15 protein-coding genes are annotated in these 26,845 nt (G+C 68.2%); 7 read left to right on the top strand and 8 right to left on the bottom strand.

What is annotated here, in order from left to right; all coding sequences use genetic code 11:
• Nucleotides 1-101: 101 nt before the first annotated feature.
• Entirely contained in the window at nucleotides 102-2,255 is a 2,154-nt protein-coding gene (locus PZE19_RS07585; protein ID WP_277859975.1) for a hypothetical protein, read from the bottom strand.
• 636 nt (nucleotides 2,256-2,891) lie between these two features.
• Here PZE19_RS07585 and treZ point away from each other — a divergent pair.
• From treZ to PZE19_RS07565, 4 genes are all read left to right on the top strand, one after another.
• Complete coding sequence (gene treZ / locus PZE19_RS07580; protein WP_277859974.1) at nucleotides 2,892-4,778, top strand: malto-oligosyltrehalose trehalohydrolase; 1,887 nt, start codon at nucleotides 2,892-2,894, stop codon at nucleotides 4,776-4,778.
• 225 nt (nucleotides 4,779-5,003) lie between these two features.
• Nucleotides 5,004-6,032, top strand: coding sequence for a M14 family metallopeptidase (locus PZE19_RS07575; protein WP_277859973.1), 1,029 nt, complete (start codon nucleotides 5,004-5,006; stop codon nucleotides 6,030-6,032).
• Between the two features lie 39 nt (nucleotides 6,033-6,071).
• Nucleotides 6,072-7,193, top strand: a complete 1,122-nt coding sequence (locus tag PZE19_RS07570; protein WP_277859972.1) for a mandelate racemase/muconate lactonizing enzyme family protein — start codon at nucleotides 6,072-6,074, stop codon at nucleotides 7,191-7,193.
• Entirely contained in the window at nucleotides 7,193-8,605 is a 1,413-nt protein-coding gene (locus tag PZE19_RS07565; RefSeq protein WP_277859971.1) for an MFS transporter, read from the top strand. The genes PZE19_RS07570 and PZE19_RS07565 overlap by 1 nt, the downstream gene beginning before the upstream one ends.
• Before the next feature lie 21 nt (nucleotides 8,606-8,626).
• Here PZE19_RS07565 and PZE19_RS07560 read toward each other — a convergent pair whose 3' ends face one another.
• From PZE19_RS07560 to PZE19_RS07545, 4 genes are all read right to left on the bottom strand, one after another.
• Entirely contained in the window at nucleotides 8,627-9,865 is a 1,239-nt protein-coding gene (locus PZE19_RS07560; protein WP_277859970.1) for a hypothetical protein, read from the bottom strand.
• A gap of 20 nt (nucleotides 9,866-9,885) precedes the next feature.
• A complete protein-coding gene (locus tag PZE19_RS07555; RefSeq protein ID WP_277859969.1) occupies nucleotides 9,886-11,586 on the bottom strand; it encodes a glycosyltransferase in 1,701 nt (566 codons plus the stop codon).
• A gap of 108 nt (nucleotides 11,587-11,694) precedes the next feature.
• Nucleotides 11,695-11,916, bottom strand: coding sequence for a hypothetical protein (locus PZE19_RS07550; protein ID WP_277859968.1), 222 nt, complete (start codon nucleotides 11,914-11,916; stop codon nucleotides 11,695-11,697).
• Between the two features lie 145 nt (nucleotides 11,917-12,061).
• Nucleotides 12,062-16,768 (bottom strand): bifunctional serine/threonine-protein kinase/formylglycine-generating enzyme family protein, encoded by a 4,707-nt coding sequence (locus tag PZE19_RS07545; RefSeq protein ID WP_277859967.1) that lies wholly within the window; start codon nucleotides 16,766-16,768, stop codon nucleotides 12,062-12,064.
• A gap of 1,290 nt (nucleotides 16,769-18,058) precedes the next feature.
• Here PZE19_RS07545 and PZE19_RS07540 point away from each other — a divergent pair.
• Nucleotides 18,059-18,316, top strand: a complete 258-nt coding sequence (locus PZE19_RS07540; RefSeq protein ID WP_277859966.1) for a hypothetical protein — start codon at nucleotides 18,059-18,061, stop codon at nucleotides 18,314-18,316.
• 92 nt (nucleotides 18,317-18,408) lie between these two features.
• Here the strand turns inward: PZE19_RS07540 and PZE19_RS07535 are convergent, their stop codons facing one another.
• Nucleotides 18,409-19,491 (bottom strand): Gfo/Idh/MocA family protein, encoded by a 1,083-nt coding sequence (locus PZE19_RS07535; RefSeq protein ID WP_277859965.1) that lies wholly within the window; start codon nucleotides 19,489-19,491, stop codon nucleotides 18,409-18,411.
• Nucleotides 19,492-19,693: 202 nt separating this feature from the next.
• Nucleotides 19,694-21,313: a TolC family protein gene (locus PZE19_RS07530; protein WP_277859964.1), complete on the bottom strand. Its 1,620-nt coding sequence runs from the start codon at nucleotides 21,311-21,313 to the stop codon at nucleotides 19,694-19,696.
• Nucleotides 21,314-21,663: 350 nt separating this feature from the next.
• On the opposite strand from PZE19_RS07530, the gene PZE19_RS07525 reads away from it, so the two are divergent.
• On the top strand, nucleotides 21,664-23,868 hold the full coding sequence (locus tag PZE19_RS07525) for an adenylate/guanylate cyclase domain-containing protein (protein WP_277859963.1): 2,205 nt from the start codon (nucleotides 21,664-21,666) through the stop codon (nucleotides 23,866-23,868).
• Nucleotides 23,869-23,905: 37 nt separating this feature from the next.
• The gene (locus PZE19_RS07520; RefSeq protein WP_277859962.1) at nucleotides 23,906-25,369 is read left to right on the top strand and encodes a mechanosensitive ion channel family protein; all 1,464 of its coding nucleotides are present in this window, start codon (nucleotides 23,906-23,908) and stop codon (nucleotides 25,367-25,369) included.
• A 23-nt stretch (nucleotides 25,370-25,392) separates the two neighbouring features.
• On the opposite strand, the gene PZE19_RS07515 is transcribed toward PZE19_RS07520, so the two are convergent.
• Nucleotides 25,393-26,838 (bottom strand): DUF1501 domain-containing protein, encoded by a 1,446-nt coding sequence (locus tag PZE19_RS07515; protein ID WP_277859961.1) that lies wholly within the window; start codon nucleotides 26,836-26,838, stop codon nucleotides 25,393-25,395.
• Between the last annotated feature and the right edge of the window lie 7 nt (nucleotides 26,839-26,845).

Raw genomic sequence — 26,845 nt, 5'->3', positions numbered from 1 at the left:
CAAGCAACCGGAATGAGACGAGGCCCGCGCGGCTATCCCGCGCGGGCCTCGTCGATCGATCATAATTATGGCGTCGACGCCGACCCGGCGCGACGCTGGCCTTACACGAGCCCCGAACCGCCGAGGCCGAGGCCGGTCCCAAGTCCTCCCATGCCCGTACCCGTGGGATCGGTGCCGACGCCGCCCACCGTCGTCGAGCCCGTGCCGATCGAGCCGGTGCCGGCGCCACCCGTGTTGATACTTCCGAGGCCGTCGGAACCCGTGCCCGTGCCGGGCGTGACGACGGTCCCGCTGCCGACCCCTCCGATGGTCCCGGTGCCCGTGGTGTCCGTCCCGGTCCCGATCGTCCCGGTTCCGGCGCCGACCGTTCCCGTGCCGACGGGGATCGTGCCGGCGCCCGTGTCGATCGAGCCTGTGCCGACGGGGATCGTGCCGGCACCCGTATCGATCGAGCCCGTGCCGGTCCCCACCGTTCCCGTCCCGGTCCCGACGGTCCCCGTCCCCGTGCCGATCGTGCCTACGCCGGAACCCGTCCCTGTACTTGTGCCAGTCCCGATCGTGCCGACTCCGGTTCCGGTCCCGATCGTCCCGGTACCCGCCCCGACCGTGCCCGTCCCGGTGCCGATGCCTGTACCGACGCCGGTTCCGGCGCCGATCGTGGGCAGCGTGATGCCGGCCTGCTGATTCAGATTCCCGATGAGACCGTTGAAGCCGGTCCCAAAATTTGTGTTGAACCCGCTCGGTGCGGTTCCGAACCCAGGAAAGCCCGTGCCGGTCGTGGCGAAGCCGTTGTTGAAGCCGTTGTTGAACGTGCTGCCCGAGAACTGGCTGCCGAAGAGGCCCGGGAACGTGGCCCCGTTCTGGAAGAAGCCGGCCGGCAACTGGCTGCCGCCCCCCGTGGCGCCGGTCGACGCGACTCCGAGGAAGCCGTTGATGGGCGTCGTGAGGTTCTGAAAGGCCGTCGTGAAGTTGGTCTGGAAGGCGGTATTCAACGCCGCCGCGTCGAACGGCGTCGTGGTCCCGCCCGGGCTCGTGCCGGTCGGCAGGGAGCCCGACAGCGCGTTGAACAGGTTCGTATTCGTCAGGCCCGCCCCGGTTCCGGCACCCGTCCCGGTCCCGACGCCGGTTCCAGTACCAGTACCGGTACCCGTGCCGACGCCAGTCCCGGTACCTGTACCGACGCCGGTCCCCACGCCCGTCCCGGTGCCGCCGCCGAAGAAGCTGGATTGCAACTGCGATCGGAGGGAGGAAGAATTGGGTAAGACCGCGAGGAGGTTGTTGGTCTGGTAAGCCGCCGTCCCCAGGGCGTTGGCGTACTGCTGCTGGAAGGCGGTCGCGGCCTGAGCGTTGTATGCGCCCGTGGAATCGAAGAGGGCGGACCGGGCGTTGGCGCCGACGCTGTTGGCCAGGGTCCCGAACGTGTTATTGATCTGCTGCGCCGCCTGGCCGCCGACGTACTGCGAGAGAGAAACGCGCTGGCCCGTCGCGGGGTCGACCGCCAGCCGGTTCAGCGGCGCCGTGCGGACGTAACTCGTGATCTGGGCGGTCGTGGTGGCGAAGGCCGAGTTGATCTGCCGATCCAGCAGCGTCTGGAACGTGCGTTGCGAGGCCGAGCCGCGACCGGAATTGACCAGGGTCCCGATCTTACTAGCGAGGCTCCCGGACCGAGATCCCAGCAGGGAGTCCTGGACGTTCGTGAGGAGGCGTCGGCCCGATCCGGGCAGGAGCGCGGTCTGGGCCGAGATCCCGAGCGTCGTGGCATTGAGCGCGCCGGAAACGGTCGTGCTGAAATCGGCCAACGCCTGCTTCGTCGGACGCCCGTCCGCGCCGAGGTTCTCCTGGGAATAGAGGGTGGCCACCTGGCTGTCGACGTACTGCCGGAAGGCCGCCTGAGTCGCCTGCATTTGCTGGCGATAGGTGGTCAGCAATTGCCGGCTCGTGATGTCGCCGGTGGTGGTCTGGCCGGCGAGGCCGCCGACCTGGCCCGTACGAAGGGCCGAGATGAACGCCATTGCGGACGGGGCCGATGCGCCGCTCAGGACGACGCGGGCTTCGAGCGGAACGCCTTCCAGGGTCGGGCGAAAAGCGTGCCGGGTCTTCTTCGGTGAGGTACTCATGATGTCTCCGACGAACCGACCAGGTCGTTCGCGCCTGTGGTGGGGCGGTATTCTGATGGCGACCGTGCCGGTGCTGATGATGGTTGCCAGGATGGACGCGGAAGGCGGCGGCGCTCGAGGTGCGCCGCCGGGCGGCATCGTGAAGGACTCTCTGGAGACAAGCATGTCGTGCGCCCAAGAAGTCCATTCCTGGATGATTCGACATATGGGCTTTCGGTTCTTCGATTCCCGCATCGCAGTCGGGTGGATGAGTGACCCGTGGGACGGAAGACCCCAAGTGCTTGCAGTCGGGCGAGGACTCCCCGAGTCGTGAAGATGAACTCGGCCGGGTCGGAGCCGGTTCCCCTCCGCGAAAGGTGGAGGTGAAGGGATCGCGTCCCGAGGGGCGGCGGCATGAATTTCGCTACATCTGTCGACCTCTACGTCAGGAAGATCGCATACGCGAACCGTCCCTTTACCGACCTTCATCCACGCGTCAGGGATCCGCCCGGGAGGCGACGTCGAGCTCCGTCAGGAGAAGAGTCCTCGATATCCCCCTGCGGCACGCGATCGAACGAGCCGCTGCTCCCTGCACGGGAAAGGCGGATGTGGCGACCTGCAACGGGACGACCTCGATCGTCGCGGAGATCCTGGGTCTCGGGCTTACGGCACATCATTCCAGTATGCAGGAGTCGATTCGAGATGGATCAACAGGCGGCGCGCGAGACGAACGACTCCTCCGGGCTCGTTCCTGAAGAACTCGCGAACGGGCATGCCGACCGGTCAGATCGAAGGATGCCGATCGGGGCGGAGGTCATGCCCGGCGGCGGCGTGTCGTTCCGGGTGTGGGCGCCGAAGCGGTCCCGCGTATCCGTCGTCCTCCAGCAAGGGCCCGCTTGGGGGCCGGACGGGAACGATTTGACCGTCGAGCTGAACGCCGAGCCCGACGGATACTTCTCCGGGCTGGCGCCGAAAGCCCGCGCCGGCATGCTCTATCGTTATCGGCTCGACGACGAGGGGTCCTATCCCGACCCCGCCTCGCGCTTCCAGCCCGAAGGGCCCCACGGCCCCTCGCAGATCGTCGACCCGCGCTCGTTCACCTGGGGCGACGCGAAATGGCCCGGGCTCAAGATGCATGGCCAGGTCCTGTACGAGCTGCACATCGGGACGTTCACGCCCGAAGGGACCTGGGTGGCGGCCGCGCGCGAACTGGACTTCCTGAAGGACCTGGGCGTGACCTGCGTCGAGGTGATGCCCGTCGCCGAATTCCCCGGGCAATTCGGCTGGGGATACGACGGCGTCGATCTGTTCGCGCCTTATCATTGCTACGGCTCGCCCGACGACTTCCGGCGCTTCGTCGACGCGGCCCACGCGGTCGGCCTGGGCGTGGTCCTCGACGTGGTCTACAACCACCTGGGGCCCGACGGCGCCTATCATCGCTCGTTCTCGGACGACTATTACCACACGGCCCGGGACAAGACCGAGTGGGGGGATTCGCTCAATTTCGACGGCGAGAACAGCGCGCCGGTCCGGGAGTTCTTCGTCGAAAACGCGGGGTACTGGATCGAGGAGTTCCATCTCGACGGCCTCCGCCTCGACGCGACCCAGGCCATGATCGACGAGTCGCCGCGGCACGTCCTGGCGGCCATCTCCGAGCACGCGAGGCGTAAAGCCGGGCGTCGGTCGATCATCCTGATGGCCGAGGACGACTCGCAGGAGACGGTCCGCATCCGGACCCCGGACGAAGGAGGCTACGGCCTCGACGCCCAGTGGAACGACGACTTCCACCACAGCGCCGTGGTCGCGCTGACGGGTCGTTCCGAGGCCTACTATTCCGACTTCCTGGGCACGCCGCAGGAGCTGATCTCGGCGGTGAAATGGGGCTTCCTGTTCCAGGGCCAGTACTTCGCCTGGCTGAAGAAGCCCCGGGGCAGCCTGACGTTCGGCCTCCCTTCGTCGGCGTTCATCACCTACCTCGAGAACCACGACCAGGTGTCGAACTCGGCGCGCGGTGATCGCCTGCGGACCCTGACGAGCCCTGCCCAGTACAAGGCGATGGCGGCCCTCTGGCTGCTTTCGCCGGGCACGCCGATGTTCTTCCAGGGCCAGGAATACGGGGCCGCCGCCCCCTTCCTCTACTTCGCCGACCACGTCGACGACCTGGCCGCGGCGGTTCACAAGGGCCGCAACGAGTTCCTCACGCAATTCCGCAGCATCGCGCACCCGGACCTCGCCGATTTCCTGCCGAATCCCGGCGAGGAGGCGACTTTCCTCGCCTCGAAGCTCGACCTGAGCGAACGGTCCCGGAACGTCGAACTTCTGGACTTCCATCGCGACCTGCTGACCCTTCGGCGCGTGGATCCGATTTTCCGTCAGCAGCGCGGGGACCTCCTGCACGGGGCCGTCATCGGTCCCGAAGCGTTCGTGCTCCGATACTTCGACCCTCAAGGCGGGCCCGACTGCCGGCTGGTGGTCGTCAATCTGGGGCGGGACCTGTTCCCGAACCCCACGTCGGAACCCCTCGTCGCGTCTCCCCGCGGGATGCGATGGAAGATCGTCTGGTACAGCGAACATCCACGCTACGGCGGCTGCGGCGCCCCTCCGTTCGAGAGCGACACGCACTGGCGGATCCCGGGGCGAGCCTCCCTGGTCCTCAAGCCCGTGCCGATCGAGAATCCCTGACGAACTGAGATCGCGCCGGCTCTTCCTGACGACCAGCCGGACCGCCGCCGTCGAAGCGATCGACGGCGGCGGTCCTGCGCGCGCCGAACCCGCTTCGGGAACCGTCCCTTCCGCCGCTTCCCTCCTGACCCGGCCGACGCGGCCGAGTATGCTCGACGATCCGCAGCCGGTCGCGCGCCGGTCCCGGCCGATCTCCCCTGCCTCCGATGAGGACGTTCGCAGACCATGACACGCGTCGTCGCCCGTCCCGACAAGCTGGACCTCGACTCTCCCGGCCGCCGCGACTACTGGGTCGCCCTGGAGCACGACAGCATCTGGGGCGACCACCTGGTCCCGCTGACCGTCTGGGTCGGTCCCGAGGCCGTCGCCGGCCGCGGGCTGGTCGCATTCGGGTCCAACCATGGCAATGAATACGAAGGTCCGGTCGCGTTGAAGCACCTGATGCGGACCATTCGCACCGAGGACGTGATCGGGCGGATCATCTTCGTCCCGGTGCTCAACCCCTCGGCCTTCCGGGCGGGCACGCGCGAGAGCCGGCCGGACGACGGCGTGAACCTGAACCGGGCGTTCGTCGAGGGGGCCGGGACGACGCCGGCCCTGGCGGGGATCACGCACCGAATCGCGGCGTTCGTCCGGGCCTGGATCTGGCCCCGGGTGCATACCGTGATCGACCTGCATGCGGGGGGCGACGTCGCCCGCTTCGCCCTCTGTGCGAACTATCATCGAGTCGACGACCCCGCGCTCGCCCGCGAGATCGAGGAGACCGCGCGCTGGTTCGGCACGCCTTGCCTCATGGTCTACCAGAACCTCACTCCGGGCCTCTTGCCGAGCGAGGCCGAGCGGCTCGGCAAGATCACCGTCGGCACCGAGCTGGGCTGGGGTCGCGCGGTGAACGTGGACGGGGTCCGCTACGCCAAGCAGGGCGTGCTCGCCGCGGCGATCCATCAGGGGCAGCTCCGCGGCGAGATCGAGCCGATCGACCACCATCGGGGCGGGACGCAGCGCATCGTGGAGATGGTCGACCGCGAGTGCTTCACCGTCGCGCCTTTCGACGGCCACTATGAGCCGCTGGTGGAATGCGGGACCGCCGTGCGACGCGGGCAACCGGTCGGCCTGCTCCACGACTTCGACCACATCGACATGGAGCCCTGGCCGGCGGTCGCCGGCGTCGAAGGCGTCGTGCTCGCCCAGGCGTGGGCCGCGATGATCCTGCGAGGCCAGCACATCGTCGTGGTGGCCCGCGTCGCATCCTGAAAGACCTCACCCCGGAACCCGCCCCGAACGGAACAAGACATGAAGATCACCGAGATCGTCTGCCAGATCCTCCGCATCAAGAACGTCGAGGCCAAGACGGCCAGCAGCCAGGACTCCGTCCTGGTGCGGGTGCGGACCGACGAGGGGTTGGAAGGGGTCGGCGAGGCCGACTCGTCGCCCGAGATGGTCAAGGCCGTGATCGACGCCCCGTTCAGCCACAACGTCGCCTGCGGCCTGCGCGGGCTGCTGGTGGGCGAGAACCCGCTGGAGATCGACCGCCTCTGGCAGACGATGTACCGCCGCACCATGTACTGCGGCCGGCGCTCCACGACCATCACGGCCATGGCGGCGATCGACATGGCGTTGTGGGACCTGAAGGGGAAGAAGTTCGGCGAGCCGATCCACCGGCTCCTCGGCGGCAAGCGCCACGACCGCTTCCGAGCCTACGCCTCGATCCTCTTCGGCCGCGACGGCCGCCAGACGGCCGACATCGGCCGGCGCTGGATCGACGCGGGCTACACGGCCGTGAAGTTCGGCTGGGAGCCGATGGGCCAGAGCGAGGCCGTCGACCGCGACCTGGTCGCCGGCGCGCGCAAGGGGCTGGGCGACGAGGCCGAGCTGCTCGTCGACGCCGGCTGCGTCTGGGACGCCCGCACCGCGCTCGACCGCGCCAAGGCCTTCGAGCAGCAGCGCATCGGCTGGCTCGAAGAGCCGCTCCATCCCGACGACTACGAGGGCTATCGCTGGCTCCGGGACCGTTCGCCCGTCCCCATCGCCTCGGGCGAGGAAGAGTGCGGCCGGCAGTCGTTCCGCCCCTACATCGACGGCCGATGCCTCGACGTCTACCAGGTCGACCTGTCGCGCAACGGCTTCACCGACTCGGCCTACATCCGCCAGCGCGTCGAAGAGATCGGGGCTCGGCTCTGCAACCACTGCTACACCAGCCCCGTGACGGTGGCCGCCAGCCTGCACTGGCTCTCGACCTGCCGCGACGCCTTCCTGTTCGAGGATTGCGTCGAGGACTCGCCGCTTCGCCACGAGCTGACCCACGAGAAGATCCAGGCCGTCGACGGTTGGATCACCGTCCCCGACCGGCCTGGCCTGGGCGTGACGATCGACGAAGATTTCGTCCGGTCGACGCTCGTCAGCGAGTCGAAGTGATGGATCCGGCCTCCGCCGAGACGCCGCCGGAGGCCCGAAGCCACGTCGGGCTCCTGGCGTTCGTCTGCACCCTGTCGATGATCACGTATCTCGATCGGGCGTGCTTCAGCATGGCCCTCAACCCGATCGCCGGCGAGCTCGGCCTGGCCGACGCGTCGCAGCTCAAATGGGCGATCACGGCCTTCGCGATCGCGTACGCGGCCTTCGAGATCCCCGCCGGCGCGATGGGTGATCGACTCGGCGCGAAGGTCATGCTCACGAGGATCGTCCTCTGGTGGTCGGCCTGCACCGCACTGACCGGCCTGATCGGCTTGCCGATCGGCGGGGTCGTCACCGGGGGATTGGGCTCGCTGATCCTCCTGCGCTTCCTCTTCGGAGCCGGCGAGGCCGGGGCCTATCCCAATATCACGCGGGCGCTTCACGAACGTCTGCCGGCCCGGAATTGGGAGACCGCGCAAGGCCTGGTCTTCATGTCCGGGCGGCTGGCCGGCGGGCTGACCCCACTGCTCTGGGCGGTCCTCGTCGGCGGGACCGCGTCGTCTCCCCCGTGGATCACCTGGCGCGGCGCGTTCCTGATCTTCGGGGCCGTCGGCGTCGTCTGGGCCGTCGCCTTCAGGCTCGGGTTCCGCGACCGGCCTTCGGGCCGCCTGGACGACGCCGAGCCTTCTCGGCCGCGTTCGCACGCCGCCATACCGTGGATGGCGCTGATCACGAATCGGACGCTCTGGGCGCTGTGCATCATGTACCTGTCGGTGAACTACGCCTGGGCGTTCAACATCAGCTACCTGCCGACCTATGTCGAGGAACGCTTCGGGATCGGCGCGGAGGACCGGATCGGCGCGATCTACAAGGGGGCCCCGCTCTGGGTGGGGGCCGTCGGCTGCTTCCTCGGCGGGCCGGCGATCCACGGCCTGACACGCCTGATCGGCGACCGCCGCCGCGCACGGCAGGTCCTGGGGTTCTCGGCCTTCACGCTCGGCGCGATCTGCTGGTGGGCGGCCATCCGGAGCCAGGACGTCCACGCGTTCTGCATCCTGATCTCGCTGGCGGCGTTTATGGTCGACGTGACGCTGGGGGCGTCCTGGGCGACCTGCCAGGATCTGGGCCGCGAGCACGCCGCGCTGACGGCCGCCTGCATGAACACGGTGGGGACCCTGGGCAACGCCCTGGCCGGCTGGCTCACCGGCACGATCGTCGGCGGCTCGATCGCCGCGCAGGCCGTCGCACGGCACGTCGCGCCGGAGGCCCTCGACGCCGTCGACAAGCGGATCGCCGCGCTTTCCGGATACGACGCCGCCTTCGGCACCTACGTCCTGGCCTTCGTCGTGGCCGCCGTCTGCTGGATCTTCATCCATCCGAGTCGGCCGTTGGTCGCAAACGACGAGGCGGCGTTTGCCCCTGCGACCGCGTGATCGATCTCGCCTTCCGGGCGCTCATCCGGGCTCGAGGTCGCCGAGGAAGCGGTCGGCCATGCGGCGCTCGTCGAGGGTGTGCGAGCCCCAGAGCGTGCTCACGGCTCCGATGTGCTGGGCGAGGCTCGGGCAAGGGAAATGCACCGGGAACCTGTGTCGATCGGCCCACGCCCCGATCAGGACGTCGATGGCGACCAGACCATGACCTGAGGCGGACCAGCGGTGGGCCAAAACCCAGGGGTCGGCGACGAACCTGCGGGCCAGGTCACGCGGGAAGATGAACGCGAGGGCTCCCCAGACCCAGGCCTCCTCCAGCTCATGCCAGGCCGCGCCGGGGCGGGTGTAGACCGAGGAGCAATACAGCGAGATCAGGCCGGGGGGATCGGACGGCCACAGCATCGTCTCCAGGTATTCGCGGAGGTCCTGGCGGTCGTACAGCAGCACGTCGTCCTGGAGCATGAAATAGGCGTCCGCCTCGGGATGCCGCATGATCAGCTCCGCCAGGCCGAGATAGTAGCTCGGCCAGGCGCCGACCGTCGGGATCCGCGTGGTCGTCGGCCGACCCGCGTGGCGCGGGGCGATCGTCGTCGGCAGATCTTCAAAGACCCGCACGTCATCCCATCCGGCCCGGGCCAGGCTGTCGAGGGTCCAGTCGAGCGTCTGAGCACCCCGAGGGGAAGTCGTCACGCCGACGGCCCACTGGCGGACCAGCGGCCCTTGCCTGTCCGGCGTCTTCAGGAGCACGTCGAGCGGTCGCGGAGCCGGCCGGGGGCGGTCGGTCCAGTCGCGGCAGAGCATGCAGCCGTCGATCGTCGTCGTTCGGTGGGAAGGGTGTCGGCACGATCGGATCGCGTCGCCCGCCGGCGGGGTTCGTCCGCGCTCGGAGGGCGGTCCGAGCTTCTCGCCCAGGAAGTGACAGGCCTGCGTGAGCCTCGGCGGTCGGTAGGCCCGATCGACGTCAGGGCCGGCCGCGACGAGATACTTGAGGGCCCACCGCTTGACCTCGGCGGCCTTGGCGGCGTCGCAGCCGGGGAGTCCGCCGGCGCGATGGACGACCTCGGCGGCGCGGGCGACCAGCGAGGCCACGACCGGCCCCGGCCGGCGGGCGTCGGGCGTCGGCCCGGCAGCAGGCACGGCAGGCGTCGGCCCCACCGGGCCCGCCGCGGCCGCGCCGGCGCCGAGGACCTCGGCCACCAGGCGGCAGGCCGGGCCGCCCTCCGCGTCGTCGTCGTGGTGAGGGCACGTCTCCACCGATCGCATGCACACGCTCCCGGACGGGCTCAGGAAGATTCGATCTGCGACGTATGCCTGTGTTCGCACTCTTGCGACCAGTCGATCTTGATCGTCCAGCCGGAGCGTCGGAGTCGTCGGCAGAAGGCGTGGTCGAACCAGCGGCTCTCGCTGAATCCGAACTGGAAGGTGTCGCCGGTCAGGACGGTCCGGCGGAGGAGCAGGCAGCCGAACCCGCAGCCGGCGATGGGGTGGACCCCCTCGCCGCCCTGGTAGTGGCGAACCTCGTCGTCCCAGGCGACGTAGCCCTCGTGGAACCGCGAACGGTAAGGGGCGGCGACCGCCGCCGTCCGCTCGTCCATCGATCGAAGGAGCTTCTCGACGACGCCGGGCGGGGGGAGAATATCGTCCTCGACGATCAAGATGAACGGGGTCGTCACCTCCCGCGCGATCCGGTTATAGATTCGGGCGCAGATCAAGTTCACGGCGTCCGCGGCGTGTTCCCGAGGCCTGTCCGCCAGGCCGGGCTCGGCCCAGTCGAGGGCCAGGTACCGCGTCGCGGGATAGTCGCAGTCGGCGAGGAACCCGCGGACCTCGCGGCCGAATCGGGCGTCTCCCGAGGAATCGACCAGGAAGATCTGGCAACGCTCCCGCGGCCATGTCTGGGTGGCCAGCCAGTCGCGATAATCGGGCCAGAACCCGACGCGCCCCGCCAGCGGGGTGACGATCGTGACGTCGGCGTGCTGCAAGGCGGCGTCGTCGAAATAGGTCCGCCGGCGGCTCGCCGCGGAGAGGGAGGGCTGGTCGGACGGATGCCGCCGATAGCGCAATGCCGAGGGATGTTTGACCCCGCTCCAGCCGGCGTCGGCGACCCTTCGCCAGACCAACCAATCCTCGAGCGCGTCTTTCACGTCGGGCTCGCGGAAGGCGTCGGCGATCTCCAGGGCGCGGCGACGGACGAGGGACGTGGCCGTAATGTAGTTGCGCGTCTCCAGAAGGCCGCGATCGAACGCCGGGAACCCCTTCCGGCCCGATTCCTCGCCGAACAACTCCTGATCCGGGTACACCATGCCGATTTCGGGACGATCGAAGAGGGGCAGGCCCTTCTCCAGGAAGTCGTCGGGCAGGAGGTCGTCGGCGTCCAGGAAGCAGAGGACCTCCGATCGAGTCGCCGCGAGGCCGGCCCGTCGCGTCCGATAGACGCTCCGGAACGCGACTCGGCGATAGGCGACCCCCAGCGATTGATAGCGGGCGGCCACCTCGCGCGTGTCGTCGCAGCTGTCGTCGTCGAGAATCAGGATCTCGTCGGGTCGGACCGTCTGGGCCAGGACGCTCTCGATCGCCTCGCCGAGGAATCGGCCGTAATCGTGGCACGGGATGACGATGGCGACGGACGGTCGCCCGCGCATGGAAGCGTCCGATCGGGGCGGGGCGACCAGTGACGTCGGGGCGAAGAAACGCAGGAGCTGGTCGCCGGCCCAGCGCTTGACCTCGGCGGCGCGGGCGAGGTCGCAGCCGGGGACGCCCCCTGCCCGCAGGGCGGCGTCAGCGGCGCGGGCGACCAGCGAGGCCACGACCGGCCCCGGCCGGCGGGCGTCGGGCGTCGGCCCGGCGCAGCAGGCACGGCAGGCGTCGGCCCCCACCGGGCCCGCCATCGCCGCTTCGGCACCGAGGATCTCGGCCACCAGTCGGCAGGCCGGGCCGCCCTCCGCGATTGCGTCGTGGTGCGGGCACGTCTCCACCGCTCGCATTCACACGCTCCATCGAGGCCTTCGGCGCGATCCTCGACGCGTCGAGCCCGGCGCGAGGCTGCGGCCCGGATCGACGCCGCGGGCCCCGTCGTCGGCTCGCGACGCCCGTCAGGCCGTGACGATCCGCTGGCCCAGGTACTGGCCGGGGAAGCTGGACGCGTCGAGCGGCGCGGGGTCGAGCTTGCCGGGGCCGTCCAGGACGTCGACGATCACCCAGGCCTGCCCCGTCCACTCCTGGACGGAGGAGCGAGGCGAGGTCTCCTGCGCCTTGCCGTGGGTCGGGTGCTTGGTGATCGCATTGATGAAGGGGTCGATCGGGAGGTTTTGCATGGAAGTCCATCCTCGGATACGGGTGAGAACGACCCTGCCGTACACGGATCGGCCTCGCGGCCCGCAAAAAACGCGCTGAGAGAAGGGCCTCGCCTGGGACCGCGAGACGTCTGACAACTTTGGATACTTTAACGACGACTTTTCATCATCGGCAAGTCCTCGCCACCCGGAAACCGATCGTCGGATCGATCTTGTTCGGGATATTTCGATTGCGATAGGAAATACTGCTGAGGAGCGCTCGATCAGTCTGAAAACCCCCGCCGCGAAGGATCCACGTCTGCTCGCCGTTGAGGGGGCCGCCCGCCTGGTCGGCCGCCATGGCGGCCTCGGCGGGGCAGGCCTCGCACCATTCGTAGACGTTGCCGAGGGTGTCGAAGAGGCCCAAGTCATTGGGGATGAGCCGCGCGACGGGACCGGGACGTCCGTCTCCGTTCGAGAGGTGCCGGGCGAACAACGAGGTCAGCTCCGGGTCGCACCCGAAGTAGTAGTAGGTTCGAGAACGTCCGAAGCATCCGGCCATCGATTCCGCCTCCGTGGGCAGGCGGTAGCCGGTTCGCTTCAGCATGTCGGCCGGGAGCTGCATGCCCTCGCCGATCTGATCGACGGGAGGGTAACACATCTCCTCTTCCTTGACGTTCTCGAGCTCGCTGAGCTTCCTGCAGAATTTCGCGGCTTCGAAGTAGGTGAGGAAGTTGGCCGGCAGGTCTCCCGAGCCGTCCTCACGCCAGGCTTCGGGACCCTGGCCCATGACCTTCCGGTATTGCCTCCGCGTCACTTCCGTCGTCGCGAGGGCGAAAGGGCGGTCCGGCTTCACGCGGGGGGCCGTCTTCTCTCGAATCATCAGGAGCTTCGGGTCGAAGCTGAAATCGATGGGCCCTCGGAAGACCGCGTAGGTCAGGCCCGATCCATCGACGTACCAGTCGCGGCCGGCCACAGGGCCGGCGTCCGGCGGCCCAGGGGCCGCGTCGGGCTTGAAACGGGCCAGGAGCCAGCCCGACGCCGAATGAACGCCGGGGTCGGGATGCTCGCGAAAGATCGATGCGAGCAACTGCTCCATCTTCTCGGGCTCCTCGGCCCGATAATCCTCCAGGTCGTACCTGGCCAGGGCCAGGATAAGGCCCTGGAGGACGGATGGGTCGAGGTCTCGACGACGCAGGAGTTCGATCAAGGCGCCGGGCGAGATCCTGGAGCGGCTCAATCCGATGATGAGGTAGCTGCGCATGGTCGGATCGGCCCCGACTTTCAGGGCGGACAGGGCCACGTCGGGCCGCCCGAGGCCGAGCAATGCGGTCGCGATCGCCGCCCCTTGGCGCGCGACGGGATCGGGACGCGCCTCAGTCGACTTCTCGGCCTGCATTCGAGTCTGAAACGCGGCATCCAGGCGGCCGGCGACGTCGGGACGCCCGCGAAGCGCCCGGATGAACGCGAAGACCTCCGTCGGCGACGCCTCCACGGTCAGGTCCACCAGGGTCGGGACGTCCTCTGTCAGATATTGAGCCAGGGCCAAGGCGGCCACCTCGCGGCGGTCCTCCGTCCATCGGGTCCCCTGGTAGCCTTCCTTGAGTTTGGGGCCCAACACCCGAGCGACGGGGCCGAGCAGCTCGATCCAGCCGCTCGCGAGGCTCGGGTTCCGGGTCACCAGGCACTCGACCACCTCGAGGGCGACGCGATCCCAGCGAGGGTCGTCGGGGGCGAATTCGGCGAGTCCGCAGGCGGCGCGCAATCGCCCCTCGCGGGAGAGGGTGGGGCCTGTAAGGTCTTTCCAGAGCTCCTCGCAGAGCCGAGCCCAGTCGGCCGCGCCCAGCTTCTCGCGATCCTGGGCCAGCGCCGAGCGAATGACCCGCAACTCGTCCGGGCCCGCCTGGAGCAAGCGGCCGCGGAGCACGTCCGCCTGCCGGGGGTCGTCGGGGAGGAGGGCGAGGCTCAGGCCGATCGGCGGGATTTGCCCTCGCGAGCTGAGGCGATGGGACTCCTCGCGCAGCATCGGTTCGATCCAGCGGCGGAGCGGCGCCATTTCGTCGATGACCGCGAGGGATTCGGGGGCCGAAGACTTCAGCAACAGGTTGAGATGGCCACGGGCCTGGATCCGCCCGTGGACGTCCCAGGCCGCCGTTGCCATCGCGACCAGCACGGCCGCCGCCATGGCGAGCCTCACGGCGTGATGGCGGCCGGCGGCCAGGAGATAGGCGGCCTCGGGCGCGGAGCGATCCCGGGAACGGGTGCCGGCCTTCAGGTAGAAGTATTCCGGCAAGGACGGCAGCTGACGACGCCCGCGGCGACGGTCCCAGAGGGAGGCCCGGTCGGCCAAGAGCAACGCGGAACGCCCCTTCCAGGTCGCCCGGCTCTTCCGGTCCATCCATTCTCGGATCGACTTGCTCAGGTAATCGTGGGTCAGCTGGTAGGCCGGCTCCTGCGGCTTCTCGGTCGACGCGTCGGTCGACGTCGGCGCGTCGGTCGACGAGGTCCCCTCGGGGTCGGTCGTCGAGATCAGCCGGAGTTCGACCGCGAGGATCTGGATGAGCTCTTCAAAGGCCCGAGGCTGGGTCTCATAGCCCGACGCCGCGCGAAGTTCCGACTCCGACCGGAGGGCTCCCTTGATGTCGGCGAGGTTGGTGGGGAGGAGGGCCTTGAGCACCGACTGGGCCGCCTCGCGATGCAGGGCGTGCCGCGGGTCGGCGTGCGTCGAGAAGAAGACCTCCTCGAGGAACGTCGCGCCCAGGCCGTCCGCCCCGCCGACCTGCCTGAGCGTGGCGTGCGTCCAGGGCTTCGACTTGATCATCTCGGCGAAGATCGCCAGGCGGACGGGGATGATCTTGTCGTCGCGCGCCAGCTCGTCGATCGCCTCGTCGAGGAAGTGCGCGTGATCCCTGGAGAGCTCCTCGGCCCGTTCGGGGAGGGCGCCGTAGCCGCGGCCGAACGCCTCGAGGACTCGTTTCGCGTGACTCCGGTCGAAGAGGTCGATCGCCGCCATGTTGCGGTCCGACATGAGCTCCAGGTCGAGCTGCCTCATGAAGCGCGAGGCCGTGACCCAGAAATCGGCTCGAACCAGGAGGACGGCCTGGATGGTCTCGCCGTCGCACTGGCGGAGCGAGGAATACAGTTCCGACGATTCGTCGCCCCGATACGTGAGCAGCCACTGCTCGAATTGGTCCAGGACGATGAGCAGCTTCCGTCCCGGACCGAGCGGCCGGTCGCGTCGAAGGCTCGCCATGGCTTCGACGAGCCCCTGCTGCGTTTCGAGCGCGGGGCAGGCCTTCCGGATCGCCCGGAGCAACCGCGATTCGGTGTTCCCGAGGGCGGCCTCGATGTAGATCGGCTGGACGTGGCCGCCCAGCCGCGGCAAGAGGCCGGCCTTGACGAACGAGGATTTGCCGCAGCCCGAGGAGCCGTAGATCATGCCGACGCGGAACGTCCGGTCGGCGTCGGTCGCCTCGATCCGGTTCAGCCAGAATCGCAGGCTCTCGGGGAGGCCGTCGCGGTCCTTGGGGCCGGGGAGCAACTCGACGAAGAACTCGGCGTCGTGTTCGTCGAAGGAGCGCAACCCTTTGGGGGCGAACGGCGTGATCCGTCGCGAATCGACGCGTCCTCGCTCGACGCGCCCCGACCGGATCTCGTGAGGGCGGACCGCCTCGATCGGCGGCCCCGCCGGACTGATGGTCGATCGCTCGCTGCGGCCCTCGCCCAACAGGTAATAGCGGATGTCTTCGGCCATGTCGCGGGCGGTCGTATATCGCTCCGAGGCCCGCTTGGACATGGCCTTGAGGCAGACCCGCTCGAGTTCCTTCGGGATGGCGTCGTCGACCTGTCGCGGCGGACGCGGTTCGGTCGTGGCGATCGCGTCCATGACCAGCTCATAGGTCGCGCCTCGGAACGGCAGGCGGCCGACGAGGAGCTGGTAGAACACCACCCCCAGGCTGAAGACGTCGGACCGGCCGTCGACGCGGTGGCCTTCGCCTCGCGCCTGCTCGGGGCTCATGTACGCAGGCGTACCGGCCCAGCCGACGCCCCGGCCGAAGTCGTCGTCGCTCAGGGCCAGGCCGAAGTCGGCCAGGAACGGCCGGCCTGTGCGATCGAGGAGGATGTTCGAAGGCTTGATGTCCCGATGGACCAGGTCGTTGATGTGGGCGTGGTGTGCGGCGTCGCAGATGGCCGCGATCAGCCGCGCCGACTCGACGATCGACAGCCGCCCCGTCTCCAGGCGGACCGCGAGGTCGTTCCCCTCGACGTAGCGCGAGACGATGTAGCAGCGACCATCTTCCATCCGGCCGACGTCGTGCACGGGCACGATGTTGGGATGGTCGAGCTTCGCAAGGGTCCGGGCCTCGGCCATGAACCGTTCGTAGTCCTCGGTCGAGGAGACCCGCCCGCGACGCGGGATTTTGACCGCGACGAGCCGATCGAGCTCGGAGTCGCTCGCCAGGTGGACCTCCCCGCAGCCGCCGCTCCCGAGGATCCGGATCGATCGGTATCGGCCGAAGGTCACCCCGTTCGCGGCCGCGTCAGGCCTGGCCGGGGGTGGTTCGACCATTGGATGGGCGATCGTGGGAAGGACGGGATCTACGGAATTCGCGTCCGTCGGCCCCGCGTCGCCCTCGGGGTCGCGGATCGTCGGCAGGCCGCTATGATCCGGCGGCGAGTCCGACACGGGTTCCACGTAGAGCGAGGGCGCCAGCGGGCCCGCCTGCTGGACGTTCCTCAGGTACAAGGCGAGCGTCGAGGCAAGGTCGGGATGGGCCGCGAGCCAGCCCTCGCGATCAAAGGGGCGGCCGGCGGCGAGAGCTTCGAGGTATTCGGCCAGCGCGGCGTCCAGACGCTTGCTCTGGTCGTCGTCCGGAATGCTTTCCGATGCCAAGAGCCGGCCGTCCTTTCCCACCAACTTGGCCCCGACGGGACCGAGGATCGAAGCCTGAGTCGAACCTCCTTAGCCTCGCCGATCGGACGGTTGCCGACCGGCGCGCTCCCACCCTCAAGATCATCCCCTGGCTGACGACGGTTTCCCAGGGTCGACCGGTTTCGATCCAGGACAACGATCAAGTCAGGAGGTCGACGACGCCGTTCTCATCGCGCACCAAGGTAAGTCATGACGCGAGCTTCGTAGAGAAAGACGTTGCGGCTGATGGCCCGACGTGGGAGCGCTTCCATCGGAAGTCCTGGTCGATCATCCCAGGGGCTCGATTCTAGTCGATGTCGAGTCGTCAAGCATCAGGGCATGGTCGGCAAAGGCCGGTACCCTGGATCGGCCATGTCGAACTCGCCGCCGGACCGCCTTCGGTTCAGTAGCGCCTGTGGATCGGCCGCCATTTATGGGAACGATGACTTTTGTGTTCGGGTCCGGATTAGCCGCTCAACAAGGCATCCTCCGAGCGGATATGTGCGATCAACGGGGAGATCGTGAGGTCCGCGTGCAGCAATCCACGACGGACCGGAAGGCGAGCTCAATCCCAACGAGCTGACCAGAAGACCGAGATAACTCGGTTGCGGATCACGGAGTAATTCCCCGTCGTCACCAGCGTATGGCCGGGCTGAATAGACGTCCGACCACGAAGACGGGCCATGGCCGCAATTCACAGCCCCGGTTGAAGAGGGCGACGCCGATCCAGCAGGCTGCGTCGCCGTCGATGGTCCCGAAGTCCCGCCGTTCGGTGCAGGCCGGGAAGAATATCGGGAGAACGCCGATCGCCCGAACGACGCGAGGATCCAGCGATTACGGCGGTCCTCGCGATCGCCGGGGCTCGGTTTCCCGCCCAGAACAGGGATGCGTCCGACGCCACGACGGTCAGCGTGATGCGAGACGGATGGCCCGGGAACGGACCAAAGCCCTCCATCGGAAGATGGCCAGACCGACAAAAGCGAGCATTCCCCGTCAGGGTCGAGGCCGACGACTTAAGAGAGGGTTATGTCCGTCTCCTGGGGGCGATCGAGGATCGCTTTCGTTACGGCGAATTTAAGTCCCAGTCGAGACCGCGAGACTCGGCCGAGCCATCTCGACTATGTCCGGGAGAAGGGGCGAATGTCCCCGATCAGTGTCCTGGAACGCGTTCCAAAATGCGAACCAACTCCAGCCGCAGGACGTATTTAGATAAGGATACGACCGGTCGAGATCGACGGCCGAAGAGGCCGGTTTTCGGAAAGGATCGACCCCATGAGACGTCTGGAAATCTACGTCAAGAGATACGGGCCGGAATTCGGTCCCAAGCTCTATCACGCATTGCAAAGCCAGGCCGCGCATGCGGGCGTCAGCGCACGGCTCCGACGGAAACTCGACGTCCTGGAAGGCCGCGCCTCCGCCGTGCCGCGAGGCCGTGTCGCGGCCGAGAAGGAATTCCTGCCGCTCTTCCCGGAAACCGCCGAAGACGCTGCGAATCCCGAAGACCATGGCCTCGTCGTCGCCTGCGGATGAGCCTTGTTCGGGACGCATGTTGAACAGCCCCGTGGCCAGGGAGGTCGCGAGGTTGCTTCAATCGCGATCGGCGAGGCCGTTCGCGAGAGCTTTCATGTTAGTCTCATGGTCCGGCCCGTCGCGGCGGAACGCCGGGCGGCGTCGAGGATTTCCACGACGATCAGGTTGTTCCCCAGCGAGGAAGGTCCCGACGGCTTGACCTCCCCGCGGACGACGGCGGCGAAGTAGCGCAGGAAGTCATCCTGCGGCGGCGGCAGAGGGGAAGCCTGGCCGATTTCTTCCGCGTTCCCTTCCAGGCGGACTTTCACGCGGTTCTGGGCGACCGTCAGCACCTGGCCCGTCCGGCCGTAGATCTCCATGTCTTTACGGTCGAAGGGCCAGTTCCAAGACGCCTGGACGATCGCCTGGGCCTCTGGGTACTCCAGGACGATGGTCGCCTCGTCGTCCACGTGTGGATAGACGTCGGGCTTGAAACGCTGGGTCACGGCGGTCACGGCGACGGGGCGCGCTTCGTCCATGAGCCAGGTCATCAGGTTCGCACCGTAGCAGCCGAAATCGAACAAGGCCCCCGCGCCGTTGCGCTCGGGGTCGGTCAGCCAGGCGAGGAACTCGGGCTGGACGCCGATCTCCTTGGGCCCTCGATGGCCGTCGTGGATCACAACCTTGCGGATCTCGCCCAGGGCCTTCGCGGTCTTGGCCAGGGCGTACGCGGCATGGTTGGACGGGTACCAGGTGGTCTCGTAGTTCACCAGGACGGGGATGCCGGATTCGGCCGCAGCCTTCTCGATGGCGCGGGCCTGCTCGACGCCGACCGCGAGGGGCTTCTCCATCATCACCGGGATCTTGCGGCGGGCGCAGGCCGCCACCACCGCGACGTGGTCCGCGGTGTCGGTGAAGGCGACGACGGCCTCCGGCTTGGCGCGGTCGAACATCACTTCTATGGAGGAATGAACACGCGTCGGATCGAGTCGTAGCCCCTGGATGTAGCGCGCCGCGACGGCCTGATCGGGCTCGGCGACGCCGACCAGCTCGACCTCTCGGGAATCGCGGTAGCGGGAAAGGAACCCGCCGGCGTGTCCATGCACCAGCCCGACCATCCCGAGCCGGAGGGGTGCGGGGGCGGCCCCGCCCAACGACACGGCCGCCGAAACCCCGAGGAATGTCCTTCTCTTCATTCGAAGCTCCTCCCAGAATCGAGGCCGCGAGCGGCCCGATCGATCGTCCTCCGGCCGCGACGAGCGAGAAGAAATGTGAGCCGATGCCGTTCCGGTCGATACGATCCAGCCTAACGCTCGGGCGTGTCGCGCTCAACTCACCACACGACACGGCTCGTCCGACCGAGGGTCGCCCCGAGCGTCGCGATGCTCATCGGGACCATCAGGGCATGATCCTCGACCCGACGGCGGTGTTGAGGTCGAGCATGCTGCGGCGGTACCGCAGCACGGCGTCGCGGTAGAGGCGGGCGGAGTCGGCGTCGTCTTCGAGCTGGTCCAGGTAGTCGCCGACCTCCAGTTCGCCGGACGTGAATCCGGCGATCGCGCGCTCGCGGGCGTCGCGGGCCTGGTCGACGACCGAGCGCTCCACCAGGGCGAGCGTCTGTTGTGCGGAGACGAACTCGCGGTAGGCCTGACGGACCTCGGCGGCGACGCGTCGTTCCAGGGCGGAGGCCTCGGCCTGGGTCTGGGTCAGGTTGACCCTCGCCTTGGCGATGTTCCCCTGGTTGCGGTTGAAGATCGGCACGGGAAAGGTGACGCCGAGCCCCCACGATCGGGCATTGAGCGCCTGGAACGGGCGATTGTCTTGATAGCTGAACGGGTCGTAGAAGAAGTAGACGTCGTCGACCCGATTGGCCCGGGCGAGGCGGACTTCCGAGTCGGCGCGGCGGATTCCCAGCCGGGCGGCGGCCAGGTCGGGCCGGGCGGCCTTGGCTTCGCGGATCGCCTCTTCGAGCGGCGGCGGCATCGGATGCGGCGTGCGGAGCCGGCCGCGGGGCTGGAGCTTCGCGACGTCGTCCTCGGGCCACGCGAGCAGCAGGGCGAGGGCCTCCTGGGCGTCGGCCAGGGCGTCGCGGGCGTCGGACAGCCCGGCTCGGGTCTTGGCCAGTTCGAGGACCAGCCGGTCGTACTCCAGGAGGGTCGGCTTCTTGGGACCCTCACCCTTTCGCACCTTGTCCAGGATCACCTCCTGGCGGCCGACCAGCGACTCCAGCGCGAGCAGGCCGATGCGCGCCGACTGGAGGTCGACGAAGGCGCGATAGACGTTGCCGATCTGGCGACGGGCGATGTCCTGGAACTGCGCCTCCAGGACCTTCTTCGCCGCACAGGCGACCGCCACCCGCGCCTTGCGTTTGTGTGATACGTCTATAGGATAAGTGATGTTCACGTCGTACTGTGTGGGCCCGCCGGGGCGGCGGGAGCTGTAAGAGTCGTAGGGGATGAACTGGCTGTCGACGTAGACCAGCGGATTGTTGCGGAGGCCGGCGGTGAGGATTTCGGCCTGGGCCTGGGGCAGCTCGTAGCGGATCGCCAGGACGTCGAGGTTCGACGACTTCAGCCGCTCGATGGCCGCATCGAGCGTCAAGCCGTCGGCGGGACCCTCGTCGTCCACCAGTTCGCTCACGTCGCCGGCCGGGGGACCTTCGCCCGCCTCCGGTTGCTCAACGCCCGGCAACGGCTCGGGGAGCGTCGCCGGCCCCTGGACGTTGGATCGCGAGAACCCCCGGGCCCCCGGACGATCGACCCTCCCCAGGCCGCGCCGTCGACCGCCGATGATCCCGGGATCGAGCGAGAACGGGTTGGGCGCGAGCGCCCCCGGCGACGTCGGCAGGCCCGGCTCGGGCGAGCCGGGCATCGGGCCGAGCATGGGCCTTTCGAACAGCTTCCCCGACGACGGACTTCCCGAGTCCTGGCCGCAGACGCTTACCGCCCAGAGCGAGCAAGCGGCGAGCAGCAGGCCTCGCAGGCCGGCCGAACGGAGGTCGAATGTCGGTCGCCTCACTCCACCCTCGTCGCAAAACCTGAAGCCACCCGGAGCACGGCCGTCCGCTCGCGGACCGCGCTTCTCGATATCGGCCGCAACGGCCTTGAGAATCCGGTACAAACGGCAAAACCCGATCAAAAACCCGTTCGGGACGCCCGCACGAAGACCAGAAAGGAGTTGGATCGAATCTCGCCGACGATCCGCGCCGGGCCAGGCCTCGATTCCGATTCGAGTGCGCTCGAGAGGCCACCGATTGACGGGACGCCCCGAGCGGCTACTCTGGTGTGACCCGAAACCCTCCATGCATGGCGGGCGACGACGATGTCGCTCGCGGGGCGGACGGCCGCAACTCCAAGGACGACGCGACCTTGACGACCCCCTTCCATCGCCTCTCGATCCAGTCCAAGCTCCTGCTCATCCTCCTGGGAGTCAGCATCGCGTCGATGTTCGTCGTCGCGGGGATCGGCTACTTCAGCGGCCGGGAGGCGGTGATCGGCGCCGTCCGCAATCAGCTCGCGGGCGTCTGCCGGATCAAGACGACGCTGGTCGTCGACCGCTTGCAGCAGATCCGCGGCCAGGTGATCTCGCTCTCGGCCGACGAGACCTTCGTGACGGCGATGAAGTCCTACATCGCGGGGTTCGACGATCTGAACGACTCACCCATCCCGCCGGAATGGGACGACAAGCTCACGGCGTTCTATCGCGACGATTTCCTGCCGCTCCTGAAGTCCAGCCTCGACGCCGATCCGGTCCTCGAGAATTACGTGCCCCGGATCGTGGCCTCTCGTTACCTGCAGTATCAGTATCTCGCCCGGAACCCGTCGCCTTACCGCCTGAAGCATAAGCTCGACTCTTCGGGAGACGGCAGCCCCTACGATGCCGCGCACAAGCGGTTCCATCCCTACTTCCGCCTCATTCGCGAGAATCTCGGATTCGACGACGTGGTGCTGATCGACTCGAAGTCGGGCGAGGTCGTCTACAGCGAGCAGAAGTCGGTGGAGTTCGCCACCAACTTGCTCACCGGCCCCTATGCCAACTCCAACCTGGGCGAGCTGTTCCGGGCGATCCAGAAGGGCATGGACCGCGACGACTTCCGGCTCGTCGACTTCCAGCGCTATCGGCCCAACGGCAACTTGCCGACTTCCTTCATCGGCAGCCCGATCTTCGACGACAACAAGATGATCGGCGTCCTCGTGCTGAAGTTCCCCATCGACCAGTTCAGCCGGATCCTGACCGGCGACGAGGGCTGGCGGAGGGAAGGCCTCGGGAGCACCGGCGAGGCCTACCTCGTGGGCGCGGATCATTATATGAGGTCGCGATCTCGCGAAATCTGGGAGATCCAGGCGGTCGAGACCTCCGGCCCCGACGGCAAGCCTCTACCCGTGGCCGAGGTCGCCAAGCGACGCGAGGCCGGCCTGGAGCGGTTCCTCGACAAGCTTCGCGACGCCGGGACGACCGAACAGGGGATCGCCATGATCCGGCGCTCGGGGACGTCGGTGCTGAGCCTGCGCGTCGAATCCGAGGCCGCTCGCCTGGGGACGTCGGGGATCACCGGCACGGTGAGCCAGCGCGACTACCGCGGCGTGCCGACGCTCGCCAGCTTCACGCCGATCGAGCTGCCTGGGCTCATCGGCGGCGAGAAGAACCGCTGGGCCGTCGTCGCCAAGATGGACATGGACGAAGCCCTGGAACCCGTCCGACGGTTCCAGCGTTGGCTGATCACGACGGCCGTGGCGATCGTCCTCGTAGTGTCCCTGCTGGCGTTGATGTTCTCGCGGATCTTCACGCGTCCGCTCCGTCAGCTCACCCGGGGCGCCCGGCGCGTGAGCGAGGGGCAGGTCGACGTGAAGGTGAAGGTCCGCAGCCGCGACGAGTTCCACGAGCTGGCCGAGGCGTTCAACCGCATGACCAGCAACCTCAAGGCCAAGAACGAGCTGATCGACCAGAAGGTCCGCGAGAACGAGGAGCTGCTCCTCAACATCCTCCCCTCCTCCGCCGTCAAGCGCCGGAAGGAGGGCGAGAAGCAGTTCTCCGAAAACTTCGCCGACGTGACCGTCCTCTTCGCCCGCATGCACGGGCTCTCGGAGACCCTCGACGGCAAACCCGCCGACGAGACCCTGGGACTCCTCAACGAGCTGGTCATCGCGTTCGACGAGGCGGCGGAGAAGCACGGCGTCGAGAAGGTCAAAACCGTCGGCGAGTCGTACATGGCCGTCTGCGGACTTTCCGTGCAGCGGCCGGATCACACGAACCGGGTCGTCGAGTTCGCGAAGGACATGCTCCGGATCGTGCGCCGGTTCAACAAGGACCGCCTCCCCGGCCTGACCCTGAGCATCGCGGTCAACTCGGGACCGGTCGTCGGCGGTGTGGTCGGCATGAACAAGTTCATCTACGACCTGTGGGGCGACACCGTCGTCATCGCCCAGGGCCTGATCGCCAAGGGCGACGCCAACTCCATCCAGGTCACGCGCGACGTCCGGGACCGCCTGGGAGACCTCCAGGAATTCGAGCCGCTCGGCGAGCTCGAACTCTCGGCCAAGGGCATGCTTCCCGTCTGGAGGGTGAAATTCTAGCCGCCGCGCCCCTATCACACCCGTCGAGGACTCTCGCATGAGCGAGGAATTCCAGGCGCTGCAGGCTTCGCCCCCGATGCTCTGGGGGCTGGCGCTCGTGATCGGCTTCCCGATCGCCGTCGTGGTGCTCAGCGAGTTGATCCATCGCCTGCACCGTCGCCGCCGCCCCCTCGCCTCGACCCTCCGGATCGTCCGCGACCTGATACTCCCCGTCGTGGCCGTCGAGAGACTGCTCTCGCGCGTGCTGGAATTCGCCCCCGATTCGTGGACGCTGCGGATCGTGGAGACCGTGCTGGGGATCTTCGCGATCCACGCCGGACTCTCGTTCGTGAACGACGTGATCTTCGCCTCGGCGGCGTCCGGAACGTGGCGGTCGCGGGTCCCCAAGCTGTTCATCGACCTGGTCCGGTCGATCCTCGTGCTCATCGGCGGGGCGATCGTCCTCTCGACCGTCTGGGGCTTCGACCTGGCCCGCCTCGCCACGGCGCTCGGCGTCGGGTCGATCGTCATCGGCCTGGCGCTCCAGGAGCCGATGGGGAATCTGTTCGCGGGCCTCGTCCTCCTGTTCGAGCGTCCCCTGTCGTTGGGCGACTGGATCGCCGTCGACGGCGTCACCGGCAAGGTCGTCGAGATCAACTGGCGTTCGGTGCACATCGAGACAGGGACCCGCGAACTTCGAATCGTGCCCAACTCGGCGCTCTACAAGGGGTCTTTCAGCAACCTCTCGCGGCCCACGCGGATGCGCACCGAGGTCGTCGAACTCGGATTCTCGTACGACGACCCCCCGAACAAGGTCAAGCAGGTCCTGGTCGAGACGCTGCGCGAGACGCCCGGCGTCCTGCTCGACCCCGGCCCGCTCGTCCGCACGATCGGTTACGGAGACTTCGCGATCAACTATCGCGCGATCTTCACCGTGACGAATCAAGAGGCTCTCGGCGGGGTCCGCGACGAGTTCATGACCCGCATCTGGTATACCGCCGAGCGGCACGGCCTCACGATCCCTTTCCCCACGCAGACGGAGATCTCTCTCGACAAGGCCGACCTGGACCGCCGCCGCGGCGTCCGCCCCGAGGGGCTGCTGCGCGACTTCCCCCAGTTCGCCCTGAAGGAGGACGTCGGCGACGATCGCCAGGGTCCTCGTTCTCGCGTCCGCACTTACGCCCGGGGCGAGCGCGTCGTCGCCGAAGGCGAGAGCCTGGCGGGCCTCCACCTGATCCTCGAAGGCGAGGCCGTGCTGACGATCCGGGATCGGCAAGACTCCGACGTGGAGATCGCTCGGATCGGGCGCGGCGAGTATTTCGGGGAGCAGGCGATCCTGAGCACGAACGTCAGCGAGGTGACGGTCACGGCGACGGACGACCTCGTCGTGCTCGTGCTCGACACGGACCACCTCAACGCCCTTCTCGACCAGACGCCGCGACTCGCCCGCGAGCTGGGCGGCTTGATGGAGGTTCGGCGCCGTTCGGCGCAGCTCGCCCGCAAGGCCACGATCGCGGGCTGACAGCCCGGGCCGCACGAGCGGTTCTAGGCGATGATCTCGTGCAGCACCTTGCCATGCACGTCGGTCAGGCGGCGATCGGCGCCGTTGTGTCGCACGGTGAGCTGGCGGTGGTCGATGCCGAGGAGGTGGAGCAGCGTGGCGTGCTGGTCGTAGCACATGATCGGATCGACCGCGGCATGGAATGAGAACTCGTCGCTCGCCCCGAACGAGGCGCCCGGTTTGACGCCGCCGCCGGCCATCCAAGAGACGAACGTGTTGCCGTTGTGATCCCGGCCCTTGCCCCCCTGGCTGTACGGCGTGCGGCCGAACTCGGTGGTCCAGAGGACGACGGTCTCGTCGAGCAGCCCGCGCGCCTTCAGGTCCTTGAGCAGGCCGGCGATCGGCCGGTCGGACCGGACGCACATGCGTTCGAAATCGGAGCCGGGCGTGACGTCGCCGTGGTTGTCCCAGTTCTGGGCGCCGCCGTTGATGCCCGACCCGCACCAGACCTGCACGAAACGCACCCCGCGCTCGACCATCCGGCGGGCGATCAGGCAGTTGCGACCGAACGGTTCGGTCAGCGGGTCGTCGAGCCCGTACAGGGCATGCGTGGCGCGAGACTCGGCCTGAACCTCCAGCACGTCAGGAACGGCGAGCTGCATCCGTGCGGCCAGCTCGTAGCCGGCGATCCGCGCCTCGAGTCGGGAATCGCCGGGCGCGGCCGCGGCCTGGAGCCGGTTCAGGGCGGCAAGCTCGCCGAGGCCTTCACGCTCGCTCTCGGCCGTGACGTAGCGGGCGCTCTTGGACGCGAAGAGGTCGGGGACCGGGTCGACGGCCGACGGGTTGAGCATGACGCCCTGGTGGACGGCGGGCAGGAACCCGTTCGTCCACGCGGCCTTCCCCGTCCAGGGCAGCCCCACCGGGTCGGGCAGGGCGACGAAGGCGGGAAGGTCGTCGCTCTCGCTCCCGAGGGCGTAGCTGACCCACGAGCCGACGCTGGGGAAGCCGGGGATGACGAACCCGCTCCCCTGCATCGTCTGCGCAGCACTGTGCTCGCTGGTCGGGGCGTGCATCGAGTAGAGGAACGCCATGTCGTCGACGCAGCCGGCGAGATGAGGGAGGGCGTTGGTGACCCATCGGCCCGTCTCGCCGTGGCGGGCCCACTTCCAGGGGCTCTTGAGGACCGGCCCCGCCGTGGTCACCGTCCCGCCCGTGACGGTGAACGGCACCGACTCGCCGTGGCGACGGATCAGCTCGGGCTTGTAGTCGAAGGTGTCGCACTGGCTGGCTCCGCCCAGCATGAAGAGCTGGATCACCCGCGTCGCCCTGGGGCGGTGATGCGTCCCGGCGGCGCTCTCCCGCTGGGCCAGCCAGTTGAGTGCGAGCGCGCCGAAGCCCCCGGCCGAGCGCGACAGGAACTCCCGACGGTCCAGCCCGATCGGCGACTGACGGTGGCGTCCCGTTTCCGGTTCGTTCGCGGATCGATTCATGTTCAGC

It is taken from the genome of Paludisphaera mucosa, assembly GCF_029589435.1.
Taxonomy (GTDB): domain Bacteria; phylum Planctomycetota; class Planctomycetia; order Isosphaerales; family Isosphaeraceae; genus Paludisphaera; species Paludisphaera mucosa.
This window is presented reverse-complemented; position numbering and strand designations above follow the sequence as displayed.